Raw genomic sequence first — 17,348 nt, forward strand, 5'->3', positions numbered from 1 at the left:
AGCTAGCTGATGAAAATAGTCATCACGCTCTTACCCTTCCTATTCATATATGGATGTCAAAAACATACACCCAATGAGCAAATGGCTTTAAACCTAGGTGACATATCAAAATGTTCAGATTATTCTGGCCGACCTTCCGATTGGCCAGAAAATAACACCGCAGGAATGATTCAACTCCCTGCTGGACAAATACAGCTTGGTTCAACACAAGGTTATGACGATGAAAAACCTTTCACACAAGAACCCAGTTCAGTCAAATCATTTTGGATTGATGCAACCGAAGTGACCAATGCTCAATTTGCGGAGTTTATCCAGCAAACTGGTTATATCACAGATGCTGAAAAACAAGGTGGTGCCGCTGTTTTTGTTCAACCAACTGCTCCCGTAGAGGAAATGCAATGGTGGACTTTTAAACAAGGAGCGAATTGGAAGCAGCCATGGGGTACAAATAGCAATAGGTCTCCACTTCCAAATGAGCCGGTACGTCTAATCACATGGAATGACGCCTATGCCTATGCACATTGGTTAGGACATGACCTACCAACAGAACTCGAATGGGAATATGCCGCCAAAGGATTTCAACACCAGCCCGATATTGGCCCAACCCATCAAGGACACATTATTGCAAATTACTGGCAAGGTGAGTTTCCTTATCAAAATACCCAACAAGATGGTTTTAATGATGTAGCACCCGTAGGTTGCTTTAAGGCAAATCCCTTTGGGCTATACGACATGATTGGAAATGTTTGGGAGTGGACTCAAACGCCTTATACGGGACCGAGAGACCACCATATGGGAAATCCAGCGATTTACAGAAATGACCCAAACAATATTTTGCAATACACCATTAAAGGAGGTTCGTACCTGTGTGCAAGTAATTATTGCGCACGTTATCGCGCTGCCGCGAGACACCCACAAGAGCTTGATTTAGCAACGAGTCACGTTGGATTTAGAACTGTAAAAAGGAATTAACATGAAATATTTATTAATGTATGGGATGCTTGTCCCAGGGATTACTATTGCCTGCTGTTCTGCATATGCAACCGAAACTTTTAATTTTCAAAATGAGCTTAGCTTTAAAACCTTTAGCTTTGAGCGCGACTACAAAGATGACCCCAGTGCAAATTCAAACAGCTTGAGCCAAGGCTTGCTTTATCGTGGTGACTGGTCGGTAAAATTAAATGACGTCCAACTCCACCTTATCCCGAGCTTACAATATGCCTATCGTCTGAGTTCCGATCAACATGCAAATGACTTCACCCTACCATTTGATCCCGACACAAAACAACAAGCCCAGCACTACAGTAAATACGGTTTAGGTGCAGCAGTTGAGTACAAAGACTTTCGTATCAATATTGGTGAAATCACCCCCAACACCCCTCTCACACCCCAAGTAGATACCCACCAATTAAGAGTTAATTACAAAGGTGCCGAATTTAAATATCAGCAACAACAACAGAATTTCACGCTCGGATATATCAACCGGTATTCTCCTCGAAATGAGGAAGACTATAAAAAACTCGCTATCTCCAAACAAGAATCTGATGGTTTATATTTTTTCGAATGGAATGGAAAAAAACCACAATATTCCTGGAAACTCTACAATGGTTATTTAACCGATATCATTAATCAGAGTTACTTCGCTGTTGATTATCAATGGTCAAATCAACACAGTACAAAATTCCGTCTCTTTCAACACACAGATATTGGAAATGCAAAATTAGGCGAATATAACAATACATCATTAGGTGCAATGCACTTTATCCAGCTTGGCAATTTTAGTACTGGATTCGGCTATCAGGAAAATTTTGGTAGAGATGGCATACCTAAACTCGATGGATCACCAATTCCACATATGATGAACTGGACATTAGGGGCATTTACCAAAGCCAATGAAAAATCCTATCATTTCGTGAGCAGCTATGATTTTAAAGACTATATCCAAGGTCTAAAAATCACTTATAAATACATTTATGGCGATTCATTTCAAACACAAAATAAAGATGATTTTGAGCAAGAAAGCGATCTTCTTATTCAATATGATTTAAATCTCTGGGTCAAAAACCTAAAACTTCTATTTTTAAATATTAACTATGATACAAAACATGGTAAAAGCCTTGATGAGCAAAGAATGATGATTCACTACACTCTAAAATTTTAAAAATACAAATATATGGATCCAATTTATACTTTTCTTTTAAATCACCTTACAAACAAAATAATCAAAAAATGCTAAAACACACCAAATTAAGGGTGTATTAGCTTTTAATATTTACGATCAACCCAAAACCATGGGTTGACCAACTTAATTATTTATTATAAATTGGATCCAATAAGTGATAAGGAGACGTCACACATGTTTATTAAAAACGCTTGGTATGTCGCATGCCGCCCAGAAGAAATTCACGATAAACCTCTTGGTCGCACAATTTGTGGTGAAAAGATCGTTTTTTATCGTGGTAAAGAAAACCAAGTTGCAGCTGTTGAAGATTTTTGTCCACATCGCGGCGCCCCTCTTTCATTAGGATATGTTGAAAATGGAAATCTGGTATGTGGTTATCATGGTTTAGTGATGGGTTGTGACGGAAAAACGGTATCTATGCCAGCACAACGTACCCATGGTTTTCCATGCAACAAAGCCTATGCGGTCATCGAAAAATATGGATTTATCTGGGTTTGGCCAGGTGAAAAAGCGTTAGCTTCAGAGTCGAAACTTCCAATCTTAGAATGGGCAGACCATCCTGAATGGAGTTATGGCGGAGGACTATTTCACATTCAGTGCGATTACCGCCTGATGATTGATAACCTCATGGATTTAACCCATGAAACTTATGTCCACTCAAGCAGTATTGGCCAAAAAGAAATTGATGAAGCGCTACCTGTAACGAAGGTGGATGGTGATCACGTCATTACTGAACGTTATATGGAAAATGTTATTGCACCACCTTTTTGGCAAATGGCACTTCGCGGCAACAATTTGGCTGATGACATACCTGTAGATCGTTGGCAGCGCTGTCATTTCTATGCACCAAGCAATGTGCACATTGAAGTCGGTGTGGCCCATGCGGGATATGGTGGTTATGACGCACCAAAAGATAAAAAAGTATCCTCTATCGTTGTAGATTTCATTACTCCCGAAACCGAAACCTCACATTGGTATTTCTGGGGAATGGCACGTAATTTCCAGCCAGAGAATGTTGAACTCACCGACCAAATTCGCGAAGGTCAAGGCAAAATTTTCACTGAAGATTTAGAAATGCTGGAACAGCAACAACAAAATATTTTAAGCAATCCTCACCGAAAGTTATTGATGCTTAACATCGATGCAGGTGGAGTTCAGTCACGTCGAGTCATTGATCGTCTGCTTACTGAAGAAAATACAACGCTTCCAGAAATATCTAAACAGAAGTTTCCAAATATTCATGTGATTTAAAGGAAGATGAACATGGACGTAATGATTCATAAAATTCATCAACTCACGCCCTCAATTCGTGCATTTGAACTTGTTTCAGCGGATGGTACAACTCTCCCTATTTTTGAAGCAGGTGCACATATTGACGTGCATCTTAAAAATGGTCTAACTCGCCAATACTCAATTTCAAATAGCTGCAGTGAACGACATCGTTATGTTATTGGTGTACTCCATGACGCCAATTCACGGGGCGGGTCGCGTTGTATTCATACCGAATACAATGAAGGCGATCTTCTACAAATTGGGGAACCCCGTAATTTATTTAAAATTCATCCTGAAACGAAACAAGCTATTTTATTTGCTGGCGGGATTGGAATTACGCCTATTCTATCCATGGCATATCGGCTTAAATCCGCTCAAATTCCATTCGAGTTACATTACTTCGTCCGCAGTCATGACATGATTGCCTTCTATGGCAATTTAAATGAACATTTCGGTTCAAACATTCATTTTCATATTCAAGATCAGCCTGGCACTGGTTGCGATATGTCACAGGTACTCCAGCAGAATGCTCCCGACAAACATCTATATGTCTGTGGCCCTACAGGGTTTATGGAGTTTGTGACCAATTCTGCAGTACAGGCTGGATGGCAAACTGAACAGTTACACAAAGAGCATTTTGTTGCACAACTCGCAGATACCTCAAATAATGAAGCCTTTACCATTGAAGTTAAAGGTACAGACCGTCGTATCGAAGTCTTAGCTCACCAAACAGCCACCCAAGCTTTGATTGAACATGGTTTTGATGTGCCAATTTCATGCGAACAAGGCATCTGTGGGACTTGTATTACTCGTGTAGTTGAAGGCATTCCAGATCATCGTGATGTATTTATGACAGATGAAGAGCATGCGCTTAATAATCAGTTTACGCCGTGTTGCTCTCGTGCAAAATCGAAAAAACTCGTCATTGAACTGTAGCATTTTCGGGTTCCTTTTCTATGACATCGTCGAAAGGAACTCGTTAATCTTCATTATTGAGAATACCAGTTAAGGTTTCACCCAGTATCACCACACTGCTATGTTCACGCATGAGGGTTTCAGCACGCCCTGCTTGGCGATGTAATAAGGCATCATAAATTGAACAATGTTGAAGATGAGCATAATGTAATCGGCGATATTCCGATAATGCCTTTGTTTGGTCGAAAGTAATCGCTTGTGCTGATGCCATAGGCAATTGATTATTCTTTGCCAAAGCCTGTAATAGCGCTATATTCTGAGCTCCTTGAATAATCGTATCGTGAAAAATTACATTAAAATGGTGATAGCGCTCTAATTCAGCATCACCAAATTCAGTGTGCTCATTAAAGAGCTGTTCTATTTCCTGAATACATTCTTGCAAGGTAGTTTTTTGCTGATCCGTTAGTCCTTGCTCTGCTAATGTTTTTGCCGCCAATCCTTCAAGCACACCTCGAACCTCAAGTGCATCATGAATCAGTTTTCCGGAAATCTCTCGTACCGTATACCCGCGAGTTGGATTTTTTATTAACAGACCTTCCTGCTCAAGCAAACGAAACGCCATTCGGATCGGCTGCCTAGAGACACCTAACAACTCCGCAGTTGGAATCTCAGCAATTCGACTTCCCCCTTCAATTTCCCCTGCGATAATCATTTTTCTGAGTTTAATTAAAACTTGTTGCCCTGAAGACATGCTTAATCACACACTATCTAAAACGATCTTTGATGCTAACAACTTCATCTATAAAATGAAAATAATATTTTCTTGGGGAACCTTAAAGCTTCGCGCACTTCAACGTGTAAATTTGATAATCAACTTGCAAAATAAATAAAAAAACGGAGCAATGCTCCGTTTTACTATCGACCGAATCTAATCGACCGCTTGTATCGAAGTCGCTTTTCGCAATCTTAGCGTTAATTCTTTTAAGCTGTAATTTACAAATAACACCAGCATTAAACCGATCAAGAACGCACCCACAATATCAAAGGGAAAGTGAACACCCACGAAAATACGAGATAACCCCACAATCAAACTTAACAATAGTCCTATACCACCAATAAGTCTAAAGCCTGCCAATAAGTATGAAAATCCAATAATCACTATCGTTAATGTATGTTGGCTAGGAAAAGATGAAGTTGAACCATGACCAATTAATTTATGTCCCAAGCCAAGTTGGAATGGTCGTGGAGAATGATAGAAATAATCAACTAAATCACATAATAATAAGGATATAAGCACGATAAATAATGTTTTTGCGAATAATAAATAATAGGTTTTCCATTGCAGCAATAACAAAAGCACAATCAAACTAATAAAAACCGTATTTAAATCATCTGCCAAAAAGATCACAATTTGATCTAAAACTGGATGTTGTAAAGCAAAAGCATTGATACTATGAAATAAGTGAATATTTATATCGTCCAAAATCATCCCTCATCAATCTTTGGTCCTTTATTTAACCATAATATATATAAAATTGATGAAAGAATGATGAATTCAGTATCATCTTAACGACTTCACTAGACAAATTATTTTAATGTTTGTAAAAAAACAAAGAAGGTAAAACATGAACCAACCTTATTCACAACAATCTGAGCCATCTGCTCACGACCATATGCATGCTATTTTTGCACAACAATCTAAGGCTTTTAATGCTCACCCCTACCCAGATTTAGACTCACGTCGTAGCAAATTATTCAATCTAAAAAAGCAAATTATTCGTTATCAAGATGTGATTGCATCTGCAATCAATACAGATTTTAGTTCTCGCTCTATCGATGAGTCGAAATTACTCGATCTATTAGGCTCCGTACTCGAAGCGGAACATGCAATCCGCCATTTACGCAAATGGATGCGTCCAAGTAAACGCAGCACAGAATTACTTTTTTTATCTAATCGTTTACGTGTGCAATATCAACCCAAAGGTGTAGTAGGTGTCGTCGTCCCTTGGAATTTTCCTGTTTATTTAGCGTTAGGACCCTTAATCGCAGCGATTGCAGCAGGTAATCGAGTCATGATTAAGCTTCCAGAAATTACCCCTGCAACTAATGCCGTCATGAAACGAATGATTGCTGAAGTTTTTAGTGAAGATGAAGTCGCCATTTTTGGTGAGGAAATTACCGATCCTTCGCTATTTACAACCCTGCCTTTCAATCATATCGTATTTACGGGATCACCCGCGATTGGTCGTGTGGTGATGCGTGCCGCCGCAGAGAATTTAACCCCAGTCACTTTAGAGCTCGGAGGTAAATCACCTGCTCTGGTGAGTCGTCACTACCCTTTAGCTGATGCAGCGATGCGGATCTTGCATGGTAAAGCAACCAATTGTGGTCAAATTTGTGTGGCACCTGATTATGCATTGGTACCCAAAGAAAAAATCAATGCATTTGTAGAAGAATGTAAATCACATTTTTCAACTATGTATGGCAGTAATATTAATGAAAACACCAATTACACATCTATCATCAATGATCGCCATTTAAAACGACTGCTTGAGATACTTGAAGATGCCAAGGCAAACGGGGCTGAAGTCATTGCATGTGGAGAATATCATTCCGAACGAAATGCACGTCGTATGCCAGTTCATCTCGTGTTGAATTGCACACCTGATATGCGAATACTGAAGGAAGAACTGTTTGGTCCCATTCTCCCAGTCGTGGCATACGATACGATAGATGATGCGATTACCTACATTAAGGTTGGGGAACGTCCGTTAGCACTATATTGCTTTACTCATGATGCAAATGAACGCGATCATATTTTAAAACAGACTCATTCAGGGGGTGTCACCCTCAATGATTGGGGATGGCATGTCGTCAATCATGATGCACCGTTTGGTGGTATTGGTAACTCAGGTATGGGTACTTATCATGGTGTAGAAGGTTTCCGAGAACTTTCACATGCAAAAACAGTGTTTGCTCGACATCGCTTCTTCCCAACCCAATTGTTTTACCCACCTTATGGTACATGGGTACAAAAACTCGCTTTGCATTTCTTTTTGAAAAAGGGCGATCCAAATATCAAATAACCTTCAATAATAAAAAGCCTCATTCAGAGGCTTTTTATTATGTGTATGAACAATGGATTACTTCACAACACCATCTTGTTGATATCGAGGTGATCGTGGTCCATAGAGCAAGCCCAAACCAGGATTATGCTGTGTCGGTGTAAATAATTGCGTATTTACAATCGTTGCTAAAGGATAAGCACGATCATTTAAACTACCCGCAATTTGTTCAATCAATGCCCCAACAAGTGCAGTGAGTAAATCATTGTTGCCATTATTACTGGATTGAACCGCCTTTTTCTCACCCGTCCAAAGTGTCTCATTGGTTTTTAAATCAATCAGCTTTGCCTCTACACTCACCGTCGCAACACTTTGGATGACTTGATATTTAGAGCCATATTCTTTAATTCGAATATAAAGTGCAGCATCAGCACCAAAAATTTCGTGTAATTTCTGCGTCGGAATGCTTTGAGCATCATGACCATTGGTCACACCATTCTCTTTAAACATCGAATCAACCACAGAAATTGGAAAGACGTAGTAACCTGCTTCAGCAACAGGTGTAATCACAGTTGGCCAATAGCTATAGGTTGCCTTCACATCTGGGGAATCATTGACAGGCGGTAACACCAAAATTGATTTTGGCATATGCTGCTTATACACAGTCATATCTTTATTCACCGCAGGAGAGGATGCACAGCCTGTAAACACCAAACCTGTGAGCAAAAGACTCGCAACTAAAAACGTCTTGATCATGGCTGTGTCGATCCTACATTGGCATTCATTTTCTGCAACAAACGATCCATCAACACGGTTGATTCTGGATAAATTTGTCGTTCCAATTGGAAATATTCAACTGCTTTTTGCGCATTGTTCTGTTGTAAAAACAACAACCCCAAATGTGCATAGAGTCCTGGTGGAACAGCAAGATTTTTCGCTTTTGCTTTTTCTATTTCCGCTTCTAACTTGATGATTTGTGCATTGGGAGTGGCTTTTTCTGGCGCGTTATACATCAAATAGGTCTGTTGCGTATAAGACCCCCAACTGTATAAAGGTTGAGGTCCAGCAGCACAGCCAACCAATCCAATACACATCAGACTGGTGAAAAGAATTTTTTTCATTTTACAGCGACCCTGTCTTATTGTGCAGTCCAACGGTTATTCTGAATATCGGTAACCAAATTGTTGACTGCTTCACGTACCGCTAAATCAAGTACCTTACCGTTCAAGGTTGAGTCATAAGAAGCCGTAGAACCAAAACCAAGTACTTCGCGCGCGCTCAATGCATATTCGCCCGCACCTTGCACTGAATGCACGATCTCTGATGTTTTCACATCCACAATATTCAAGTTCACTTTGGCATAAGCAATTTGTTGTTTACCTCGTCCCAAAATCCCAAATAATTGCTGATCACCCACTTCTTTGCGGCCGAACTCAGATACATCACCCGTGAGCACATAACGCGCGCCTTTGATCGCTTGAGTGGTATTGCTATAGCCTACTTCTTGCTTGAGTTCAGACAAGTTATCGCGGTTTAAAACCGAGAAATAACCAGTTTGCTGTAGGTGAGTTTCTAAAATGGTTTTAGCTTATCCACCAAGACGATCGACATTGTCCGAGAATATTCCTCTCATATAACTTGAACGATTATCAAACTTACCAATCGAAACAGGTACTTTCGCTCCGTTATATTTAATTTGTTGTACCGCTGCCGTCACTTGTGGGCTTTGAATTGATTTTGATGTTTCTGTGGTTGAACAGGCCATTAAGCCTAAAGAACTAAATGCCGTAATCGCTAATAATTTTTTCATTGTTACTCAATCAAAATAAAGATAAAAAACAGTAAAATTATAGCTTAAAAACGATTAACCACCTAACACTTTACAATTCAAGCATCCATTTAAATCAGAGAAAATCATTTTATAATCCAAGCAATTAGATCGACTTAATCGAGACTATTCGCAAAATCGCAAACCAACCCCTGCAATCGTAAAAATATAATGTGGCGTTGCGGCAGAATCCCCAATTTTTGTTCTAAGCTTTTTCAGCAAAATTCTGAGATAGTGGGTATCTTCTTCATGAGTAATACCCCATAGCTCAGTCATGATTTGTTTTTGGGTAACAATCTTTCCTTGGTGGCGAATCAATAATGCCAAAAGCTGTAATTCTTTTTTAGTTAGAATGATTTCTTCATTTTCAACTCGAACAATATGTTCAGCAATATCAACAAACAGTTTCCCATCGTTAAACACCGTCTTTTGCTCTGACGTTGGCGCTTTATTACGAAACAAGACACGCATACGCGCGCAGAGTTCCTGAATACTGAAAGGCTTGGTAACGTAATCATTTGCCCCCGCATCCAGTAATTTAATTTTTTGGTTTTCATCAGGTCGAGCAGAAAGCACAATGACTGGAACATCAGACCACTGACGCAGTTCTTTAAGTACGTCATGACCATCCATATCAGGCAACCCCAAATCCAGAATCAAAAGATCTGCGCCTCGTGTAGCTAAAATCTCTAAACCCTTTACACCATTTTCAGCAACTTGCACTCGATAACCTTGTGCACGCAAAGCAATATCCAAAAATTTTCGAATTTGTGGTTCATCATCAATAATGAGAATCGCCATGTCTGAGTTGAGTAATTGCGGCATAAAAACTGTATTTAATCCTGATGTAGTGGTAATCGTATTCTAATTAAAGTGCCTTGACCATGCTTGCCGCTCAATGCTTCGATCGTTCCCATATGCGCACCGATGATTGCTTTTACAATTGAAAGCCCAAGCCCTGTTCCTGTTTTACCCCGATCACCTCTTTGCATGGTGTAGAACATATCAAAAATCTGTTCACGTTCATCTTCAGGAATACCAACACCTTGATCTTCAATCTCAATCTGTAAATAGCTCTCGACCAGTTGAATGTTCGCTTCTATCGGCACATTATCTGGAGAGAATTTAGCTGCATTTTCCAATACATTAAATATGGCTTGTTCGATTAAAGCGGGATGGACATACAATTGAGGCAGATCTTCAGCTAAATGAACCTGAATTTTGACTTGAGGTTGATAACGTTTCAGACGTTTAGTGGCGGAGCCAATTAATTCATCAACACCAATCCAAGCTCGACTCAGTGTTAAGCCTTGATGTCCCAAACGGGTCATATCCAAAAGATTTTGGATATAGCGATCTAAGCGCTCACCTTCTGTGTGAATAGTATCTAATAACTCATCACGATCGGTTTTAGGCATTTGCTCGCCATAATATTTAAGTGTGTCTGCTGAACCAATCATCGCAGCCAACGGCGAACGTAAATCATGTGATACAGATGAAAGTAAAGCTGAACGCAATTTTTCTGTTTCAGCCACCACTCTTGAATTTTCCAATTGTAAGGAAAGCTGAATACGGGACAACGTTTGTGCAATATCTTCGATCATCAACTCAACCAAACGTTGTTGCGCAAAACTAATGGTGTGTAGTTTTGGACTAAAGCGAATAGCAATTACGCCACATCCTTCAATGGGGTGGATTGGGTTAAACCACCATTCTGAATTTGTTAAAGTATTGGTGAAACGTCCACAGGGTTTAGCATTCTTTTGTGTCCAATCTGCTGCTACTTGATCTTTATCACTGAGAACAGATCCCTCTCCTGCCTCTTGATCACCAACACTTATCCAGACTTGTACATTCAAGGCACTTTCCAAATGTAACTTCGTGATATTTAAAACTTGTTCAATATCAACACAACTCGATAACTTCCGCTCTAACTCTTGCAATTGAAGTGATACTGAGTTCGCAGCTCGTAAGCTCAACACTTGAGCGCGTAACTGATTTGCTAACCGTCCCACCAAAAGTGCTGAGATGATAAAGGTGATGATCGTAATCACCCCACGCTCTGCACTGATCAAAAATGTGTAACGAGGTTCGATAAAAAAATAGTTATATAGGAAGAAACAAATCAATACGCTGGCAATGGTAATCAGCATTTTTGCCCGAATGGCGACCAAAAGTACGGTGATAATAAAGATTAAAGCGAGATCACTATAACCGATGAAACGATCACTGATCCCTGCCACAATGAATCCAGCAAATATGATTAAACTACTTTCAATCACTTCACGTTGATGAAGATCAAGTCCTCGTTCTGACGAATCATCTAAAGACTTTTTGCCGTCCTGCTGTTTGGTTTTTAGCGGTTGAACGAAAGTAATCTCAAAGGGATGCTGTTTTTCTAAAAGTTGATCCGCAATATGATCTGAAAACAAACGTTGCCAAAATGATTTTTGTGGGCTTTTGCCCAATAAAATATTGGATGCACCACAATCATATGCTGCCTGTAAAATCGTAGCTGCAATATGATTGCTATAGAATAAATGGGTATCAGCACCGAGCTTACGCGCTAGGTTGAATGCTTTGCTCACTGCAAAAGTCTGAGTATTTTCAACTTTGCTTTTTTGTATTGAAATCACACTCCACGTCGCATTGCGTCTTTCTGCAATACGATGTGCTCGCCGAACTAAGTCTTCCGAAAACTCGGTACCGTCAATCGCCAGCATAATATGATTTTGAATCGGAATAATTTGACCTTGAGCTACAAATTTCTCTCGATAATCGATATCGACTTGCCCTGCAACCGTTTGAATCGCAAGATCACGTAAAGCGGTTAAATTGGCTGGCTTAAAAAATCCTTGCAAGGCACGTGGAGCGACATCCGCTAAATAAATTTTGCCATGATTCATACGCTCCAATAGTTCAGGTACAGGAAGATCGACCAGTCGAATGTCTTTTAATCTTTTTAATAAAACATCAGGCACTGTTTCTGTTACCCGAATGCCCGTAATTTGATAGACCACATCATTCAAACTTTCGAGATGTTGAATATTTAAAGTGCTGTATACATTAATCCCTGCATCAAGCAGTTCATTCACATCTTGCCAGCGATATTCATGACGACTATTGGGTACATTGCGATGTGCGAGTTCATCGACCAAAACAATTTCAGGTTTTAACTTTAGAATTTGATCAAGATCCATTTCATCTAAAAATCGATCTTGATATTCAACAGTCTTTTTAGGAATAACATTCAGCCCTTGAATCAAAGCCTGCGTATCAGCTCGACCATGCGTTTCGACCACGCCCACCAGCACATGATGCCCTTGCTGCATTAACTCATGTGCTCTCGACAACATGGCAAAGGTTTTGCCCACGCCAGGTGCCGCGCCCAAGAAAATGGTCAGACGTCCAGATTGTTCACGTTGGCTATGCGCCAACCATGCATCTGCTTTGTTATTTCGATCGATCTGCATAGGCTAAGCTCTATCAACGTGAAGTTGATGATATTTGATCTAAAGCTAAATTCAGTTGAAGCACATTGACCCGTGCCTGCCCATACAAACCCAATTGAACAGGTTGAATCTGTTGTTGCACTAAATCTCTCACTTTCTGCTCGGATAAAGCACGTTGTTGCGCTACACGTTTCACTTGTAATAAAGCACTTTGACGTGAAATGTCTGGATCAATTCCACTTCCTGATGCAGTTACCATATCATGTGGAACTTGCTGCACTGAAATTCCATTTTTGTCTGCAAATTGAATCACTCGCTCCTGAATCTGTTGTTGTAATTCAGGATTGGAGAGTGCCAAGTTACTTCCCCCAACTGCATCCGCATCATACGCGATGGCACTTGGGCGAGTATGAAAGTAATGATCACTCACAAAATTTTGCCCAACCAAGCTTGACCCGACAATTTTTCCATTTAACTCGATGACACTACCATTGGCCTGTTTTGGAAATAACAATTGAGCCAAAGATACACTCACACTGCAATACAATACGCCTGCGATCAAGAACCCAACCAACACTAACCCCAGGCTAGATCGAAATAGTGGTTGTGGCTCAGAAGATAGCGGAAAATTTTCTAATGTATTCATGATGTACTCCTAAATCCACAACGACACAACAAGGTCAATCAATTTGATGACAATAAACGGAAAAACCACGCCCCCTACACCATAAATCAGCATATTGCGACGCAACAATTGCAACGCACTGGCAGGTTTAAATTGCACCCCTTTAAGCGCTAAAGGAATCAAGATTGGAATAATTAATGCATTGAAAATCAATGCCGAAATTACCGCACTACTTGGGCTATTCAATTGCAAAATATTCAAGACACCAAGCTGAGGAATCGCAACAGCGAACAATGCAGGTAAAATCACAAAGTATTTGGACACATCATTTGCTAAAGAAAATGTGGTTAAAGCGCCTCGAGTAATCAACTGCTGCTTGCCAATTTCTACCACATCAAGCAGTTTGGTTGGATCAGAGTCCAGATCAACCATATTTCCCGCTTCTTTCGCAGCTTGCGTACCAGAGTTCATGGCTAAACCAATATCGGCTTGCGCCAAAGCGGGTGCATCATTGGTTCCATCGCCAACCATCGCGACCAACTTCCCTGCAGCTTGCTCTTTACGAATACAAGCCAATTTATCTTCTGGTCGAGCTTCAGCAATATAATCATCCACGCCTGCTTCGGCGGCAATTGCGGCTGCGGTCAAAGGATTATCACCCGTAACCATGATGGTTTTGATGCCCATCTCTCTCAACAATGCAAAACGTTCTTTAATGCCTTGCTTAATCACATCGGAGAGTTCAATTACACCTAAAATTCTATCATTCAGTGCGACAACCAATGGCGTTGCACCTTTTGAGGCAACATGCTCAACACAAACATTCAATTCAATATTATTTTTAATAGTTTGATTGGTAAATTTAAGAATCGCATCTACTGCCCCTTTACGAATCTGATTTCCAGAAGCTAAATTTACCCCTGATAAGCGTGTAGAGGCACTGAACTGAATAAATTCAGCATCTTTAGATTCATGGATATTTTCTCCCATTTCTTTAGCTAAACTCACCACTGACTTACCCTCAGGAGTTGGATCAGCAAAAGAAGTTAGCATCGCTGCTTGACGCAATTCACTCGGACTCACACCAGTTAAAGGATAAAAGGCGGTTGCTTGACGATCACCATAGGTAATCGTGCCTGTTTTATCCAACAGCAACACATCAATATCACCAGCAACTTCAACAGCCTTACCTGATTTCGCCAACACATTGGCTTTCAAGGCTCTGTTCATCCCTGCAATCCCAATCGCAGGCAACAAACCACCAATTGTTGTTGGAATGAGACAGACCAATAATGCAATCAACATTACTAGACTGATTTTGATTCCCACCATAGAACCAATAAACGGTAATGTGGCAACCACAACAATAAAAGTAATGGTCATGATGTTCAGCAAAATACTGAGTGCAATTTCATTCGGTGTTTTTTGACGGTTTGCACCTTCAACCAAGGCAATCATTCGATCTAAGAAACTATTGCCAGCTTCGTTACTGACACGGACAATAATTTGATCGGATAAAACTTTGGTACCGCCAATTACTCCTGATCGATCCGTATTGGCTTCACGTAATACAGGCGCAGACTCACCTGTCACTGCCGACTCATTAATGGTGGCAAAACCTTGAATGATTTCACCATCCGCAGGCACGATTTCACCAGCTTTGACGATCACCAAATCATCTTTTTTTAATAAGTTGGCTGAAATAACGGTCAGTGTAGCATTCAAGTCTGCAATACGATTTGCCGTTAAGTTTTCTCGCGCTTGGCGTAAAGAAGCAGCTTGTCCACGTCCTTTGGCTTCTGCTACTGCTTCGGCATAATTGGCAAACAAAACGGTTACCAGTAAGATCAAGCTCAGTAAAATACCGAATCCAAAACTGGTGCTACCCATCAACGTTGCCACGATGGTTAACACTGTTCCAATCCATACACATGCCATCACAGGATTTTTAAAGGCATGCTGCGGTAATAATTTATAAAAGGTTTGCTGAATAATTTCTTTATTCAAGATATCCATTTGTGTCGCATTAGAGTGATTCATGGTACTTGCTCCATTAGATCTTCACAGATAAATAATCAGCAATTGGTCCAATCACCAACACTGGCATAAATTGCAAAAGCGTTAGAATCAGTACAATTCCGATTAAAGTCAGCGCAAATGTAGGCGACTCAATCTGTAATGAACCCTTGGTCTCATCTGCTTTAGGTTTGGTTGCTAAACTAACTGCAATTAAAACTGGAATAATCAGTACGCTATAACGACCTGCTAATAACGCAACACTGGCGCTTAGATTCCACCATAAAGTGTTGTCGGCTAAGCCTTCAAAACCAGAACCATTATTTGCAAACGCAGAAACATATTCATAAAAGACTTGGCTAATAGCATGCGATGCAGGGTTTGAATTTCCTGTTAAAAATGGAAAAGCGATGGCGATCGCAGTCAAACCAAGAATCACCACAGGTTGTAAAAGAATGACCAATGCCAATAATTTAATTTCAGTGACTTCTATTTTTCGCCCAAATAACTCAGGCGTACGACCTGTCATTAAACCTGCGATAAATACAGCTAAGAACAGATAGATAAAGAACTGTAATAAACCACAGCCGATCCCCCCCCAAATAGCATTGATCAGCATATTGCATAGCTCAACCAAACCCGTTAATGGTGAAGCCGAGTCATGCATCATATTGACCGAACCATTATTCACCTGTGTGGTTAAACTTCCCCACAAAGCAGAAGCTTCAGCTCCAAAACGGACTTCTTTCCCTTCCATAAGCGCAATATTTGGAACCAATGAAGATTTTTCAGTCCACAGCGCAAATAATGTTGAAGTCAACGACATCAACAACATGGTCCCCAAAATCATCCACATCAACTTTTTACACTGGATAAAGCGACCAATCATGAACACCACAGACATTGGGATCAGTAAGATCGCAAGCATCTCTAAGACATGGGATAATGGCGTTGGATTTTCTAAAGGCACACTACTGTTAGGACCATACCAACCACCACCATTACTCCCTAATTGCTTAATCGCGACCATTGGTGCAACAGGTCCAAGTGGAATATGCTGTGTTTGTACTTCTGCTGCTTGATCTAAAACTTGGATGGTTGGACCAGCAGAAAGTGTTGATGGCACTCCCTGAAAAGTCAGCAATAAAGAAAAAACCAAACCCAAAGGTATAAAAAATCGGAATAATGGTCGAATCATATCCATCCAATAATTTCCAAGATTAATTTGTGACGCATTTTTAGGTTCAACATTTTCCAAAGCTGGATCTTTGGATTGCAAAAATAAACCTCTTAACATGGCTGTTAACAAAGCTAAACCCATAATTGGAGATAAATATTGCAAACCAACGATCACAGTCATTTGAGACAGATAAGACAATTGAGCTTGACCTGAATAATGCTGCTGATTGGTATTGGTCAAAAATGAAATGCTGGTGTGTAATGCCAAATCCCATTTCATGTTAGGGATATGATCTGGATTTAATGGCAACCAAGCCTGTGTCATCAAGATTGCAACACTTGTGGCTAAGAGCAAAACATTACTAATGATAAAAGCGCCAAGATATTGCCGCCAATTCATCCCGACTTGCTTCACACCTAAAACTGCATAAATTGGTCGTTCTATCCTTTTAAAAATAAGATCGCTTTTCATGGGCTGAGCTTGCATTACATCTGCAAGATAGCGTCCAAGTGGATAAGCGAAAACCATTGCAAGAATAAATACAGAAATGAATTCCCACATAGCACATGCCATTTAAAAATAAGTCAGCAGTAGTATGGAAATTGAAGGCGTAAACTCTCTATGTCAGAACAACTAGAATGCGTAAATTTTCTGTAAAATTTATATGAATATTTATTTGATCGTAAAAATATGCATTTTTAGCCAATACTGCAAATAAGATCGTATTTTTTACAAAAAATCTTTGACCTAAAAAAAAAATTTTTTTTAGAATTTGCAAGATACATTTTTTATAAATATTTTATATTTTTCATT

General features: G+C 39.9%; 14 protein-coding genes and 1 pseudogene. 5 read left to right on the forward strand and 10 right to left on the reverse strand.

The genetic code is table 11. The features are described 5' to 3' along the window. Positions 1-9: 9 nt before the first annotated feature. The 4 genes from DK207_RS14850 to DK207_RS14865 all read left to right on the forward strand — a co-directional run bounded on the left by DK207_RS14850 (position 10) and on the right by DK207_RS14865 (position 4,390). Positions 10-972 (forward strand): formylglycine-generating enzyme family protein, encoded by a 963-nt coding sequence (locus DK207_RS14850; RefSeq protein ID WP_109441855.1) that lies wholly within the window; start codon positions 10-12, stop codon positions 970-972. A gap of 1 nt (position 973) precedes the next feature. After that, on the forward strand, positions 974-2,161 hold the full coding sequence (locus tag DK207_RS14855; RefSeq protein ID WP_109441856.1) for an OprD family outer membrane porin: 1,188 nt from the start codon (positions 974-976) through the stop codon (positions 2,159-2,161). A 195-nt stretch (positions 2,162-2,356) separates the two neighbouring features. After that, positions 2,357-3,433 carry an aromatic ring-hydroxylating oxygenase subunit alpha gene (locus tag DK207_RS14860; protein WP_109441857.1) on the forward strand — a complete coding sequence of 359 codons (1,077 nt, stop codon included), beginning with the start codon at positions 2,357-2,359 and terminating at the stop codon, positions 3,431-3,433. A gap of 12 nt (positions 3,434-3,445) precedes the next feature. Beyond that, positions 3,446-4,390: a PDR/VanB family oxidoreductase gene (locus DK207_RS14865; RefSeq protein WP_109441858.1), complete on the forward strand. Its 945-nt coding sequence runs from the start codon at positions 3,446-3,448 to the stop codon at positions 4,388-4,390. 43 nt (positions 4,391-4,433) lie between these two features. Here the strand turns inward: DK207_RS14865 and DK207_RS14870 are convergent, their stop codons facing one another. Together DK207_RS14870 and DK207_RS14875 are read right to left on the reverse strand one after the other, a co-directional pair. Next, complete coding sequence (locus DK207_RS14870) at positions 4,434-5,120, reverse strand: GntR family transcriptional regulator (RefSeq protein WP_109441859.1); 687 nt, start codon at positions 5,118-5,120, stop codon at positions 4,434-4,436. 177 nt (positions 5,121-5,297) lie between these two features. Continuing rightward, positions 5,298-5,858, reverse strand: coding sequence for a phosphatase PAP2 family protein (locus DK207_RS14875; protein ID WP_109441860.1), 561 nt, complete (start codon positions 5,856-5,858; stop codon positions 5,298-5,300). A gap of 136 nt (positions 5,859-5,994) precedes the next feature. On the opposite strand from DK207_RS14875, the gene DK207_RS14880 reads away from it, so the two are divergent. Then, positions 5,995-7,455, forward strand: a complete 1,461-nt coding sequence (locus DK207_RS14880; protein ID WP_109441861.1) for a coniferyl aldehyde dehydrogenase — start codon at positions 5,995-5,997, stop codon at positions 7,453-7,455. 57 nt (positions 7,456-7,512) lie between these two features. Here DK207_RS14880 and DK207_RS14885 read toward each other — a convergent pair whose 3' ends face one another. The 8 genes and pseudogenes from DK207_RS14885 to kdpA all read right to left on the reverse strand — a co-directional run bounded on the left by DK207_RS14885 (position 7,513) and on the right by kdpA (position 17,096). Then, the gene (locus DK207_RS14885) at positions 7,513-8,190 is read right to left on the reverse strand and encodes a DUF799 domain-containing protein (protein WP_109441862.1); all 678 of its coding nucleotides are present in this window, start codon (positions 8,188-8,190) and stop codon (positions 7,513-7,515) included. Next, on the reverse strand, positions 8,187-8,555 hold the full coding sequence (locus DK207_RS14890) for a DUF4810 domain-containing protein (protein WP_109441863.1): 369 nt from the start codon (positions 8,553-8,555) through the stop codon (positions 8,187-8,189). The genes DK207_RS14885 and DK207_RS14890 overlap by 4 nt, the downstream gene beginning before the upstream one ends. Before the next feature lie 17 nt (positions 8,556-8,572). Continuing rightward, a pseudogene (locus tag DK207_RS14895) lies at positions 8,573-9,244 on the reverse strand (CsgG/HfaB family protein). A 144-nt stretch (positions 9,245-9,388) separates the two neighbouring features. Continuing rightward, a complete protein-coding gene (locus DK207_RS14900) occupies positions 9,389-10,087 on the reverse strand; it encodes a response regulator (RefSeq protein ID WP_109441864.1) in 699 nt (232 codons plus the stop codon). 11 nt (positions 10,088-10,098) lie between these two features. After that, positions 10,099-12,735 carry a sensor histidine kinase gene (locus tag DK207_RS14905; protein WP_109441865.1) on the reverse strand — a complete coding sequence of 879 codons (2,637 nt, stop codon included), beginning with the start codon at positions 12,733-12,735 and terminating at the stop codon, positions 10,099-10,101. Between the two features lie 13 nt (positions 12,736-12,748). Continuing rightward, positions 12,749-13,360: a potassium-transporting ATPase subunit KdpC gene (gene kdpC, locus DK207_RS14910; RefSeq protein WP_109441866.1), complete on the reverse strand. Its 612-nt coding sequence runs from the start codon at positions 13,358-13,360 to the stop codon at positions 12,749-12,751. Positions 13,361-13,369: 9 nt separating this feature from the next. Continuing rightward, positions 13,370-15,379 (reverse strand): potassium-transporting ATPase subunit KdpB, encoded by a 2,010-nt coding sequence (gene kdpB, locus DK207_RS14915; protein ID WP_109441867.1) that lies wholly within the window; start codon positions 15,377-15,379, stop codon positions 13,370-13,372. Between the two features lie 13 nt (positions 15,380-15,392). Then, positions 15,393-17,096, reverse strand: coding sequence for a potassium-transporting ATPase subunit KdpA (gene kdpA / locus DK207_RS14920; RefSeq protein ID WP_213066244.1), 1,704 nt, complete (start codon positions 17,094-17,096; stop codon positions 15,393-15,395). Between the last annotated feature and the right edge of the window lie 252 nt (positions 17,097-17,348).

The sequence above is a fragment of the Acinetobacter haemolyticus genome (assembly GCF_900406815.1).
Classification (GTDB): domain Bacteria; phylum Pseudomonadota; class Gammaproteobacteria; order Pseudomonadales; family Moraxellaceae; genus Acinetobacter; species Acinetobacter haemolyticus_A.